The organism is Paenibacillus sp. J22P143 (assembly GCF_059692035.1).
In genome coordinates, this window is sequence record NZ_JCAUAQ010000001.1 from 747,826 (window position 1) to 760,469 (window position 12,644).

A 12,644-nucleotide genomic window follows, 5' to 3' on the forward strand; every position below is an offset into this window, starting at 1 on the left:
AAAAGAGCGTTTTATTGCAATTTCGGCTGTAAAAAAGGCAGTTTATTGTATTTAGCGTACCAATACAATAAACTACCTATTTAAAAAATCATCTTTTCAGTTCGTTTCACGAGTTCCCTGCACATGTTTAGTAATAATATATTCTTTCGGCGTAACGCCGTATTTCTTTTTAAACAGTTTGTAGAAGTAACTCTCATTTTCCACGCCGATTTTTTGGAGAACTTCCTTAATACTGCGATTGGAATTTTCAAACCATTCCGCTGCTTTTTCCAATCTTACCTCATTAATATAATCTGCAACCGATCTAGCGTACTGTTGATTGAAAATCTTACTAATTTGCTTAGCAGATACATTCAATTTTTCTGAGATATACTGTAGGCACAAGGCTGGGTTCGCATAATCGGCTTGAATTAACTCGATAACCGTGTTATTGATGATGGAATGTTTATCGGTTTCTGTCCGTTCCGCTTTGGATACGATACTTTTGCAAATTTGCAAAATGTTACCGTATTGCTCATCCAATGTTTCCATACTGAAAAGCTGGTTGGACAGCAAGTTAAAATTAATCAGTAAAGGTTCTAATCTGCTTCTGTTGATTTCCTCTGTCACTTGTTTCAACGTATTGATTAAACTCATGATAGATAACAAAACGTTATTGTAGTTCAGCATGGAAATTTCTTCAAATAGCTTCTTCAACGATTCTTCCGAAGAAAGGACGTTACCGCTTTTTAGCGAATCGACCAGTTTCTTTTCCATGACGGCTGAATAACCGACCTGTGAATTGTCCGTATTGGCTTGTATGATCCTGTTCGTCAAAATACAGGACTTGCCGAATATCAACCGGTATACCGAATTATTCAATGCCACGTCATACTTGCCGGTCAAGTCTTGAAGATTTTCGCAAAGGTCACTAATAAAAATTGAAATCGTTACTTTGAAGTATTGATTGATATAGGATTGCGCCTTATTCCAAATTGCAGTTATTTCCGAAACCGTCTTTTCTTTGTCAGACCCCTCTATATTTAATATAAAGGCCAGATGATCATTTTTCATTTCAACAACTTCAATCCGATAAAATTGAGAAAATAGTTCCTGCGAAATGTTAATAATGCCGAAAGTGCATAGATCACGATCAAACGGATTGAACATCCCCTCAAATTGAGTGCGATTATCAATTTTAACAATGCACACGAGCCCTGGTTTATCTTGTGTTAAGTCGATTCCAAACTCTGATGCAGCCTTAATAAACTCATTGTTAGTAACCGCTTGACTATCTACAAGCAATTTCCTTAAGAAATATGTTTTCATAATTTCACGATCTGATTGTTTATTACGCTTGTATTGGTTTAGTTGATCAAATGAGAGCTGATACGCTTTGTTCAAATAAGATATCTCGTCTTTCGCATGGGATTGATCCATTTCAACAACATTGGATACGACTTGCTTGACCAAATTATCAATCGGTTTGTAAATTTTCCGGGAAATAAAAATAGAAGCTATAAACGCCAGAATCATAAACGCAACGATAATTACAATTAATGTTAATTTCAATGCATTGATTTTCTGAAACACTTCATCGTATAGTTGTGCTTTCACTAATGTCCAATTCATTTTATCTACAAACGTGTAAGTAATCAGATATTTCTTGCCATTTATGTCTTCTGTAAAATATCCCGTGTTATCGATAGAGGCTTGTTCACTATTGTGCTTTTGATAAATCGCTTTCAAAGAATCTTGCAAAGTGCCTTTTTCTTCACTATCCTGACCGACAATTCCACCATTATCGTCAAGGATCATGATTTGATCATCCCGCTTCTCGTCAACCATGTTGATCTCTTTTATACTGTTGAGCAGCCATTGGGTACTAGCGTTAACGATTAATGCACCTTCAGGTTGATTGAACTCACCCTTGAAGTCATACATTACATAAGTGACCACATTCTCGTACCTTTTCTTATCTTTTTCTATGTTGTATTCAATTTTTCTGGGTATTGGCTTCAATTTTGGCAATTCCTGTTTGGAGTGAAGCAATGCTTCAAAATTCGTATCTTTGAATAACAAATCATCCCGCGTTGTGAAGTAAGTATTCGTATGGCTATTATATAAATAGATGGAATGTATGAAAGGGTTGACGCTTACAATTGATGATTTAATTTTGATCATTTCATTAAGTAACTCTGTGAAATCGACATCTTTGTTAAAAATAAGTGGGCTAATTTCAGGATTATAGTACATCGATAAAACAGAATTAACAATCATGTTGTCCATGAAGTTAATATTATATTTTACCTGGTACAATATTTTTTTGTTCGCTTGATATTCATTGTCCAATACTGCTTTCTCTACATTGACAAATGCGATAACTGCAAATGAAATTAGCGGTAAGAGCATGGCTAATGCAATCCACTGATAAATTTTACGTAGATATCTTCGATTATTTTTGGTTTTAGAAAACATGATTCCACCTCGAGGTTTGTTGATCTGTAGTTTATACTAGGGATGTATATTTCAACAAACTTTTCACTAATCCTGCATTTTATCCTTCCCCCGTAAAGTAATTCTATAATATCACCAAACTGTGTACCATACGAATATTTTACATCATATATCAGCCACAATAGTTTAGAAAGATTGCTCTCTAATGTTGTTATCTTGTACAATTCGGAAGACTTGCCTCGTGAACAGGATGGAGATCCGTATTTTTTCATTTTCCAATACAATGGTCTTCATTCCCATATAGGTATATTGATCATGAACGCGGCAGCCATAATTCCGTTGTCCACAGACTTTTGAACATCAACTGGAAAGTTGGAGGCGGTTGCTGTTCGGTTTAGTGCTGGATTGATAGGCGCTTCGGCTGCTGCATTGTATAATTCAAATTCCTTCAAATTTACGCCACTAGCCGCATTTTTTGCGGTAAATAATAACTTTACATATTTTTTGGTCGCGGCTGAACTTGAGATGTCATCCGTTCCACCATTGCCCGCTGTTTCCGTATATGCATCCGTGTAAGTGGTTCCGTCGTCCGAAACTTGGATCTTATATTGCCTTGCATAGGTATTTCCCCACTTAATAACGCACGATTCATCGCTTTGCTTGTTCCAAGATGCCATTATTGGCATTGGGTGCAGTGAAAAGCGATTGTCTTTTTAAACATCAAAGAACACTCTCCCTTACATCATGATTATTGCAAACTATTAATGGTCGTTAAAAACGCCAATCACCCAAAAAGAGCTTCACTGACTACTCACTGCCTGTCAGCTATGCACTTCCGCCACCTCACGGTATGCTGGAGACTTTCACTCCTAAGTCGATGCACTGCCAAGCGCACAAAAGATCAGACCAAAGTGTATTGGTCCGATCTTATATGTAACGTATACCAAGTGTACTTGTTTCTTCAAAAACGATCTTCTCTCTCTTCGTAAGCCGTTTCTTATTCGTAAGGACATTCAGAAGAAATCCCGGGCGTCCTTTCTTCATCAGAATCGGGATCCAAAAACGTCATGTGCGCCTGCATCCAGTAATCGTTCTCCGACATAGGGACAAAACTCAGGGTTCATATCGTCGATATTCGTTTACAGCAATACCATCTCACCTTCTTTGTGCTCTTGTTTATGCTCTGAGAAATCCATCTCTCATACCGTCCCCCTCGATTGGGATATATTAGTCGAAAAATTCCTTTTCCAGCATTACGCACAGTGCATGATAAATCGGGAGATGACATTCCTGGATATCAGGCGTTCTACTCCTTGGCACCTTTATCGTAACGTCGCATAGTTCCGCCAACTTGCCTCCTGTTTCACCAGTCAACCCGATGCTCCTGACCCCTATCGCTTTAAGCGCTGCCCCCATTCCCGCAGACAAGCAGCTTGCCTCGTGCACGGTAAGCCCCCGAAATCTCAAGAAACGCCCGTTCGATATCATCTCGACAACAAGATAAATCTGGATACTTTCCGAAGAGTTCATCCATTACCACTTGTTTGGAATTCCTGATATTCAAATGCATCCTCTCCTTCATTAATTTATCTTTTGCATATATAAGATTTCTTGCGGAGAGGCCGTTCCCGTTGTCCCGATTTTTCGAACAATAACAGAGGCCGCAAGATGCGCGAACGCCATTGCTTCCGGCCCGTCGCTTCCGGCGCCGAGCGCGCAAAGCAGAGCGGAAGCGAATCCATCCCCGGCTCCAACAATATCGATCGGCGGCTCAGCCGCTCGCGTCGGTACAAATACGCAGCGATCCGTTTCTGCCCAGAGGGCACCTTGGGAACCGAGTGTCATACAGCACACTCCGTCTACCACATCTGACAACTGCTTAGCCATTTCTGCCCATTGTTGCTGAGGTCGATCCACATCCTCTGATTGAGGCTCTAACCAGCGGCTCGCCTCTACTTCATTAGGCTTCACAATAACATGGCGGAATGAGCCAATATTCTCCCGGCTGTCCACGACAATGATTTTCCCGCGCTTAGCCCAAATCGCTAACTTAAGCCGGATCACTTCTCCAATTACCCCATGATTTAACTGATCGGTAACTGCAATGATATCGCACCGCTCCGCTAATGCGTCCAGACATTCTGCAAGCTCTAACACAAGTGATTCCGGCAGTGGATGATAGTTTTGAAAATCGATACGAGGCTCTTCCTGTCTGACCTGTTGCAGCCCTACCTTAATCGGCTTGCAATAAGCCGGCGTGCTCCAACTGTCTGCTGTAATCAGAAAAGAAAGGTCGATTTCCCTTTTGGCTAACTGCTCTTTGAGAAGTCCCCCTCGCCAGTCGCGACCGATAACCGAGCATACAAAGACTTCGCAGCAACCAAGTTCTTTCAAATTGGCAGCTACATTACCGGCCGCCCCTGGGGAGTAACGTTCTTCTACGACCGGAAGTGTATGATGCGGCGTTTCGCGGGATAGAACGCTTCGCGTTACATCCGCTTCCCAATACACATCGAGACATACATCGCCGATCACCCCCGCACGCAACGAGTCAATTTGTTGAAGCAATTCCTCTGTTCGCAGCTGAGTAAGTCCTTCGTAAAGCTCTATTTTAAAAGAGGCTTCCGACTCCGGCTTTATCTGTTTCATGAATGAACTTCTCCCTCCTCTTCATAAGAGTCCATGAGTGCACGTTTTAGTGCTGGAATCGTCTGCTGATGCACACCTTCAAAATGATATCCCTCGCCTCCAAGACTTGTCGGGCGGTGAATGATATTTTTACGTGGACGATAATAGTAATCCCAGTCCTCATAACCGACTTTGCGGTGATAGTCTCCAAGCTTCACAACATCGAAATTTGCGGTCGTGATCCGATGTACGGCATATCCCAAATTTCGTGCAATCGACAGCGCTTTAAGCAGCACCTCCGGCCCAGTTACGGTTGAACCGAAGTTGGCATACACGCCACTATCCAGGCGGGTAACCGTGTTCGCATAAATCTTAAAGTCCCTCCCGCTGGATCCTCCCTGTACCGTAAAATCGACATCCGGGTGCTGTTGAATCGCATCGGTACCAAGCGTTACGTGAACCGTGCAGGGTATGCCATTACGGCTACAAGCATTCAGTAGACTAAAGTGGCGATAAGGATATCGCTCTGGATGCGCCACCATGTGAGCCATTAGACTTTCTCCGTAGCCTAACCCTTTGGCGTAACCTTCACGGAGCGCACCGTGCAGTAGCTCTCCTGGTTCCCTCCACATCCCGAAAGTTCCATTCAAGAGCGAAGCGGTATCGCTTTCTTCGGTTTGTCCGAAGGCTGCCAGCTCCAGATCCTGAAATGCCCCAGCCCCATTCATTGCCAAATGGGTGATAAAACCTTTGTCAATCAATTCACACAGGTCTGAAGAAACCCCACTACCAATGACGTTTCCTCCAAGCGAAATGAGCACTTCTTTGCCCTGTTTACGTGCTTCAAGAATGCGTTTAACGAAAGCCTGAAAAGTTGAATCATCTGATTGGGACCAGTTAGGAACTGTAGAAAAGTCTCTTTCATTAACCAAACTTTCCACTTTTAACTCAGCATATCGCTGTTCGATGGGAAAGAGCTTAAGTCGTTCTCTTGACAGTTTCTCATCTCGGACATAATCCGGAAAATCGACTCCTAGTTCCCGTTTGCGCTGAAGCACGCGATGAAACAATTGAGGAATCGTAACTTGATGCAATCCGTGGAACAGATTTCCCTTACCGCCGATCTGGGTCAGACGGTCGATAAAATTACGGCGTGGCCGATAGTAGAAGTCCGCTTCGATTCTAGTTGGAACTGGCTCTTGAAATACCGGAACAATATCGAAGTTGGCTGCAGTGATGGGTGTCATTGGCAACCCTTGATTACGGCATAGACTGACCGCCTTTAGAAAGATTTCAGGTCCTGATATCGCCGAGCCGAAATTTAGAAACACGCCACCCTCCGACATTTCCGATATCGATTGGCACATCGTCTCGAAATCTTTGCCGCTTGTTCGACCAAGCGCTTCGAAATCAACGATCGGATGCTGGTGAATAATATCGGTACCGATGGAGATGTGACAGGTATAGGGAACGCCGGAACGTTGGCATTGTACGAAGACACAATCGTCATAGTGGGGGAACCGTTCGGGATGCCGATTTAAGTATCGATACAAGCTTTCGCCATAGCCGAGATTTTCCGCTGCGCCCTCTTGGATGGCTTCATTCATATAGCGCCCGGTTTCCTCCCACATTCCGAAAGAGCCGTCTTCGATGGCGCGCGCCACGTCTTCCGACGTTTCTCCCATGAAGGCTAGTTCGAAATCGTGAATACTCGTTGCCCCATTACCGGACACATGAGTCAAGATGCCGCTACGTACCATTTCAATTACATATCGGGATAGCCCATTTTTAATAACATGAGCCCCCATCGACCATATGACCGGTTTTCCAGCCGCTCTCACACTGATGATCAGATCGACCAACTCATCGAATGCTTGCTGTTCCGACGGAGATTGCTGCCATTCCCCCGGGGTGTCTTGATAGGGATTAGCCATATTGCGGATGGTGACGAGATTCGTCCGCGTATATACCGAATTCGTCTTGATCGCATCGAACGACAACCTATCGTGAGGCTTCATCAGTCGTTCCCCTCCTCGATCACTTCTATTTTCAACCATGAAGTCAAAGAACCGTAAGGTGCCAGGTGCAAAGCGGCACCTTTCTCCGCTGCTTCCGCAAGCGTCAACTTGGGCAGTACGTTAAATGGCTCCAGCCCGATGTTGTACTCGCAGCTGAAGAAGGGCGCATTCGAGTCGGCGGCGAAGTTCTGCCAATACCAAACATACGGCCAGACGTTGTGATCCCAACTCACTTCAAGCAACATGGACTTTCGACTGTTACGCAACCGGTAGGCGCCTTCAGGCGTATCAACGGCAAGCAGGTCACGTTTTGTACCCGATTGTGCCATCATAGACATATCCGTTGCACAATCGTCCGGAGCATACGGCCAATCCCGTCGCTCCCCTGTAACCGGATGGATGACTTGGGATCCACGAGCAAATTCTACCTTCGTATCACTATCAAGGAATGGGGAACCGAAAGCCAGATGGTGCCCCCAATTGAATTCCATTTGCACTGGCGCTTCATTCCAAACCGTTTCTTCTATGTGCACCGACGACTCCCCAATGCGCATAATGAAAGTTTTCTCGATCACTAACGGCAGAGATCGAAGCCGATTCGTCAGACGAACCCGAAGCTCCTCCCGATCATCTCGCAGACATTCATATTCCCAAGGCGTAACCGCCGATTCTCCGCGATGCACAAGCGCCCCCCGATACAAATGAGTCTCGCTCACTTCAGGAAGCATCTCTTGCCATCCGCCCAGATAAGACATCTGGTAGTCGGGATAAAGCGGATGAGCTGGTAGTAGTCCTAACCGCGTATGCCAGATCAAATCCGTATCGGTCGGTTTATGAAGCCAACGAACGGGTTCTCCCCCCTTATCAAGCAACAGCATAATTTGCAGCTTGTCGTTTTCCAGTAAAAGACTTCTATATCCTTTGTAAATCAAATCATCGGTTAGACGGCATCCATCATTGCGATACTTGCGGTAGGAAGGCGGCATCGGCTTACAGCCCCAACCGCTCAAACCACTCTTCCGCATTCCGGAAGTCGCCGGTTATCCAGTCTGCCCCTGCCGCTCTAAGCCGCCGTTCTTTGACCGGATTGATCCCTTCGCGAAGTTCTTCATCGCTCGCCAGGCCGAACGAAAGCCCTCCTGCTTCTTTCCCCAAGCGAATTTCCACTTTCCCGTCTCCGATGACGGCAAGCTCTTCTCCCGCAAGACCTTTGGAATGAATCAGATCCTGTAGCACCTTCTCCTTGGAGCATTCTGCTTTTCCGAGAGGAGCACCTGCGATTTCTTTAAAATATGGGGCTAGACCTAGTACTTCGGCTTCGCGGACAACGTCGGGATGATCCGTTCCACTGGCTACGTACAACTGGACGCCCCGCCGATGCAGTTCCTTAACAAATTCGGATGCCCCACGAATCAGGAAATCTTCCGCATGAAGCTCCCCCTGACTCAACAAGTTAACCCGATCTTTCACACGAACAAGCAGTCTCCTGTTGTATTCAGCTTTATAATCCCATTCATCCAACACTTGCTTGTTCCAGCCTTTTTCACGAACCGTATCTGTGAGCCACCTCATTTGATAGATAGTTTGAATACCCGTCGATTGATCAATATACGCGTCGATTTCCCGCTCTAAGGCCACTTCCTGTTCTTCAGTCAACTGATAGTTCCCCACTATGGATTCCTTCATGAAGGGTTTCATAATCTCTTCCCACCCTGCACGAAGAGTTGATACTGTTCCGTCAAAATCGAATAAAACAGCTCTTACTTTTTTCATTTGTTGCCCCCCCTTTTAATTTCTTAATCATAAAGATAAATGCGTTCGTGTGATTTCAAGAAAGAAAACCAGTTTTTTAATCCCACCCCATTAATTTCTTATTCATTAAGATATTCACTCATTCGTTAAACTAATTTATAATTCGATTAGATTATATATTGGGAAGGAGATGAGGTCAAACATTTTCTTAATCATTAATTCAATCCCAATTGTCAATTGTAGTTAGTGGCTCCCTCATCAACTGTTCGAAAGTAAGGGCAGCCGCACCGACAGCGCTTTGCGACGAACCGAAAGTTGACGCTTCAATGCGAACACGGTCACGGACGAACGGATACACACGAGATTGAACCTGATTCCGGATTTCCGGCATGTATCCGGCTAAATAAGGGTACAATTTTCCGCTCAAAACAATCACTTCCGGGTCGTATACGTTGAAAAGAGTGGTTAGTGCATCTGCCATATAGGACAGCGTATGTTCCAGACTGCGGACGGCCTCCGACTCCTCTCGATTAACGGCTTCAAAAAAGTCGACAATCGTCTTGCCGCGCCCTTCTGTCCAATGCTGTAAAATGCCCGGAATCGAGCCCACCGTTTCCCAGCAGCCTACGTTGCCGCATGCGCAAAGCTCACCCTTGGGCGCAACGGTAATATGGCCGATTTGACCGTAGAGACCGTTGGCGCCATAGAGCATTTCTCCATTCATCACGACACCGCCACCGATTCCCATTCCCATCGTGATGTGCACGAGATGATCGGACTTACGCCCAAGACCGAACCAACGTTCCGCAAGCGCCGAAGTACGAGCATCGTCATTAATGAGTACCCGTGTGCCAAGGCGCTTCTCAAGTTCAGCACAGACGGGATATTGCTTCCATCCGGGAAAATTAGGTGGATCCAGCAAAATGCCACGTTGCCAATCCATAGGTCCTGGAATGCTCACACCGATCCCGAGAAGATTGTTTCCTTTCTCGAGCGCCATGGACCTCATTCTTTGCACATAAGGAGTAACAAGATCAAGGATGCGGTTCGGATCATCTATCCCGATGGTCGAAGCCTCGGAAGCGGCGATTACCCTTCCGTAAAGATCGGTTAAGACGACTTCGAACGAATTTCGTCCGATATCGATACCAATTAAACGGTGATTCTCGGCGTCCAAACGCAGCAACATCCGTTTTCGACCCACGCTTCCGGAATTAGACTCAGACTCACGTATAATACCAGCTTTGAGCAAATCTTGTGTCAAATTAGTCATCGTTCCGGAAGTCAATTCCGTTTTATTCACTAATTCAATACGGGAAATCGGTTCGAATTCCCAAATATTTCTTAACACGGTAGACATGTTAATTTGTTTAATTTGGGTCAAATAACCTTGTTTGGATTTCATTATAAACATCCTTATCGATCAAATTTGGAATCGTCGTTCCTTGTTCTAAGAATAGGATACGACTGCGAGAATGTAAAGATTACCTTGAACATGTATCCCAAAGGAGGTTTAACTTGAACGATCCTACCCTTCTATCCCTTGACGCCAAAGGCAAGTTGCTCGGGGAGTTGCAGCCGCGAGTTCGATGCAGCCATAAAGCTCGCTTCCGAGATCGGCGTAGAGCATCTGCCGACGGAAATCTCGGAACTGGACAATCAAAGCTTTGTCGCCAATAATCCAGATCGGTGATATCACTGCAAAAAAAGAACTTTATACCCATATGATTGGATACACTAGCTTCAGGATGGGTTCGATAAGTGTTTTCAGTATAGCTGGCCGATCAAAAGATTCAGTGATTTACTTTTATTTAATCAATTGCAATTTTTTCGAATTTCTATCTAATCCCTTGAGAGGAACTCAGTGCACGCAAAGTAAAAACTACTCCAATTTATCCTTCAATAAAACCAAAATAAGCACGTGTGATACTGGGCTCCTTTGGCCCAATATTTCGCGTACTTCATGTTGTGTTTGGATTTATATCTTATTAAATAACCGAATATTTAAACTTCGTAAGCGATTATATCTAATATTTTCTGGATCTCATTTATTTTTGGTTTTGTCCTTGAAACGATGAAAAGAGCTCTGGCAAAGCGTAAGCCTGGTATTATTAACAGCGACCAAGGTAGTCATTTTACAAGTCCACAGTACATCGATTTGCGGAAGGAGAACAACGTTCGAATTAGTACGGATGGTATGTAGTTGAATGCTAAGCATCTTGCAAAAGCAAGTGATACCTGGTTACTGCCAAAATTATGCAAGATAATTTCATCCAGAGTCCCCTAAGCCTTGTCGAAATCACCAATTTTACATAAAATTGATTAATTGCTGTTCCAGCTGAAGAATATCGTAATACCCGATTTCGCTTTCTGATTCCGCGCGTAGATTGATTTCTTCATAGAACAATATCTCTTTGCTTCCCATCACTAGTTTGTATTCCATTGAATCAAGTGCTTCTTGGAAAGTCTGAGAATGGCGATACCTTTGTGAATTCCGCTGATTGACAAGGTCAAATATATCTTATAATGAGAGGCAAGAAACTGCTGAACTTCATGCGCTATACGTTTCAACTCTTGCTATCGATCCGCTTCATTCATCTGTTTAGAATTAATTAGGCACGCGAGAGATTCATTTACTTCTGCTACATAACCAGCATTATTCTGATTGATCGCTAGATTCTAAATAAAGCAGGATTACGGCGAATCATCAGAAAGCACATCCATATTAAAATCAGCTAACGACTCAACTTCTGGAATACTGCTCTCCAAACGGCCAAGCAAGCTGCCCAAACTGCTGAATATAGTTAAATTGCGAACCATCTCCGCTTTCTGCCAATATAACGACTTAGGAATCATGGAAATATAGGTAAGACCCGAATCTTTTGAACACGGTGGCACTCACTCTTTATTAACTCGATGGCTCTAATGCACCGAAATATATATTCTATAGAAGTGGTATTCGAAAAGAGAGATTTTCGTTTGAATGAATTATCGCTTCATTACCATAAAGTTCAACGTGGGATGGTGAATTTCCCATACTATGGAGTGTAATCTTATTATTTTTTAGAGCAGATATCAAAGAAGGTATTTGCTTCTCATCTGAACCATAGAACTCTACCAGAATAGGGTTGTCATTAAATAATACAACTGTATGGTGCATAAAGTGTTTCCTCCTTCAAAAATAGATTCTACTGAGTTTGATTTGATCACTTAAAAGAATCCCCACTAACCGTAGTCAGCAGGGATCATTACAGCAAGCTTATCTAAATTTATTACCGATCTGATTTGATGGTGCAGTGGCAGAATGTTGCCAAGGAGCAAACGAAGAAGGCGTAACTTGAATCGCTAAGGCCTCTGTAACTTGAGCTGCCGCTTGGAGCGCTTGACTAGCAGCTTGATTTGCTGCTTGAGCTGCCTGCGCTGCTTGGATTGCTTGGTTTGTCACTAATTGTACAAGTTGTGTGCTGTTTGCAGGAGAGGTTTGACTCCCAGTTTGGTTGTACATGTTATTCCTCCATGTGTTTGTATTTGGGCTTTTTCACCCTCAATCAATATCCCACATTTATTTTACTGCTATGCAGGTCAACGAATATCGGATCTTAAAACGAAATAAAAGACAAATTTACCTCAGTAAAAGTGCTTTTCCTTTCGATTAAAATACACAGTCATGAATTTTCACTTACGATTATGACGGCAATGGTTAAGTTTCCTTTATGACTGGTCATAAGCGAGAAAAGCCCCTTTACATGGATCTCATATTGCCAATGTAAAGGGGCATCTCTTAGCTTCCTAATTCTTAAAATAATGATT

12 protein-coding genes and 1 pseudogene are annotated in these 12,644 nt (G+C 43.6%); 1 reads left to right on the forward strand and 12 read right to left on the reverse strand.

Annotated features, from left to right (window positions below):
• Positions 1-96: 96 nt before the first annotated feature.
• The 9 genes and pseudogenes from AC58PQ_RS03470 to AC58PQ_RS03510 form a co-directional block, all read right to left on the reverse strand.
• Positions 97-2,457, reverse strand: a complete 2,361-nt coding sequence (locus AC58PQ_RS03470; RefSeq protein ID WP_497240558.1) for an AraC family transcriptional regulator — start codon at positions 2,455-2,457, stop codon at positions 97-99.
• Positions 2,458-2,726: 269 nt separating this feature from the next.
• A complete protein-coding gene (locus tag AC58PQ_RS03475; protein ID WP_497240559.1) occupies positions 2,727-3,113 on the reverse strand; it encodes a galactose-binding domain-containing protein in 387 nt (128 codons plus the stop codon).
• Positions 3,114-3,363: 250 nt separating this feature from the next.
• Positions 3,364-3,569: pseudogene (gene larC2, locus AC58PQ_RS03480) on the reverse strand (nickel pincer cofactor biosynthesis protein LarC2).
• A gap of 266 nt (positions 3,570-3,835) precedes the next feature.
• Positions 3,836-4,000, reverse strand: a complete 165-nt coding sequence (locus AC58PQ_RS03485) for a hypothetical protein (protein WP_497240560.1) — start codon at positions 3,998-4,000, stop codon at positions 3,836-3,838.
• Positions 4,001-4,017: 17 nt separating this feature from the next.
• The gene (locus tag AC58PQ_RS03490; protein ID WP_497240561.1) at positions 4,018-5,085 is read right to left on the reverse strand and encodes a bifunctional heptose 7-phosphate kinase/heptose 1-phosphate adenyltransferase; all 1,068 of its coding nucleotides are present in this window, start codon (positions 5,083-5,085) and stop codon (positions 4,018-4,020) included.
• Positions 5,082-7,082, reverse strand: a complete 2,001-nt coding sequence (locus tag AC58PQ_RS03495; protein WP_497240562.1) for a GSU2086 family protein — start codon at positions 7,080-7,082, stop codon at positions 5,082-5,084. The genes AC58PQ_RS03490 and AC58PQ_RS03495 overlap by 4 nt, the downstream gene beginning before the upstream one ends.
• A complete protein-coding gene (locus AC58PQ_RS03500) occupies positions 7,082-8,107 on the reverse strand; it encodes a DUF4432 family protein (protein ID WP_497240563.1) in 1,026 nt (341 codons plus the stop codon). Before AC58PQ_RS03500 ends, AC58PQ_RS03495 begins: the two co-directional genes overlap by 1 nt.
• Positions 8,073-8,855: an HAD family hydrolase gene (locus AC58PQ_RS03505; protein WP_497240564.1), complete on the reverse strand. Its 783-nt coding sequence runs from the start codon at positions 8,853-8,855 to the stop codon at positions 8,073-8,075. Before AC58PQ_RS03505 ends, AC58PQ_RS03500 begins: the two co-directional genes overlap by 35 nt.
• Before the next feature lie 199 nt (positions 8,856-9,054).
• A complete protein-coding gene (locus AC58PQ_RS03510) occupies positions 9,055-10,239 on the reverse strand; it encodes an ROK family transcriptional regulator (RefSeq protein WP_497240565.1) in 1,185 nt (394 codons plus the stop codon).
• Positions 10,240-10,352: 113 nt separating this feature from the next.
• On the opposite strand from AC58PQ_RS03510, the gene AC58PQ_RS03515 reads away from it, so the two are divergent.
• A complete protein-coding gene (locus AC58PQ_RS03515; protein ID WP_497240566.1) occupies positions 10,353-10,514 on the forward strand; it encodes a hypothetical protein in 162 nt (53 codons plus the stop codon).
• A 628-nt stretch (positions 10,515-11,142) separates the two neighbouring features.
• Here the strand turns inward: AC58PQ_RS03515 and AC58PQ_RS03520 are convergent.
• From AC58PQ_RS03520 to AC58PQ_RS03530, 3 genes are all read right to left on the reverse strand, one after another.
• Complete coding sequence (locus AC58PQ_RS03520) at positions 11,143-11,277, reverse strand: hypothetical protein (RefSeq protein ID WP_497240567.1); 135 nt, start codon at positions 11,275-11,277, stop codon at positions 11,143-11,145.
• Between the two features lie 251 nt (positions 11,278-11,528).
• Positions 11,529-11,732 carry a hypothetical protein gene (locus tag AC58PQ_RS03525; RefSeq protein WP_497240568.1) on the reverse strand — a complete coding sequence of 68 codons (204 nt, stop codon included), beginning with the start codon at positions 11,730-11,732 and terminating at the stop codon, positions 11,529-11,531.
• A gap of 361 nt (positions 11,733-12,093) precedes the next feature.
• Complete coding sequence (locus AC58PQ_RS03530) at positions 12,094-12,339, reverse strand: hypothetical protein (protein ID WP_497240569.1); 246 nt, start codon at positions 12,337-12,339, stop codon at positions 12,094-12,096.
• Positions 12,340-12,644 lie beyond the last annotated feature (305 nt).

Coding starts and splice junctions, on each gene's coding strand:
- AC58PQ_RS03475 (WP_497240559.1), bottom strand. CDS start 3,113: ATGGCATCTTGGAACAAGCAAAGCGATGAATCGTGCGTTATTAAGTGG.
- AC58PQ_RS03495 (WP_497240562.1), bottom strand. CDS start 7,082: ATGAAGCCTCACGATAGGTTGTCGTTCGATGCGATCAAGACGAATTCG.
- AC58PQ_RS03510 (WP_497240565.1), bottom strand. CDS start 10,239: ATGAAATCCAAACAAGGTTATTTGACCCAAATTAAACAAATTAACATG.
- AC58PQ_RS03500 (WP_497240563.1), bottom strand. CDS start 8,107: ATGCGGAAGAGTGGTTTGAGCGGTTGGGGCTGTAAGCCGATGCCGCCT.
- AC58PQ_RS03530 (WP_497240569.1), bottom strand. CDS start 12,339: ATGTACAACCAAACTGGGAGTCAAACCTCTCCTGCAAACAGCACACAA.
- AC58PQ_RS03490 (WP_497240561.1), bottom strand. CDS start 5,085: ATGAAACAGATAAAGCCGGAGTCGGAAGCCTCTTTTAAAATAGAGCTT.
- AC58PQ_RS03520 (WP_497240567.1), bottom strand. CDS start 11,277: ATGGAATACAAACTAGTGATGGGAAGCAAAGAGATATTGTTCTATGAA.
- AC58PQ_RS03470 (WP_497240558.1), bottom strand. CDS start 2,457: ATGTTTTCTAAAACCAAAAATAATCGAAGATATCTACGTAAAATTTAT.
- AC58PQ_RS03505 (WP_497240564.1), bottom strand. CDS start 8,855: ATGAAAAAAGTAAGAGCTGTTTTATTCGATTTTGACGGAACAGTATCA.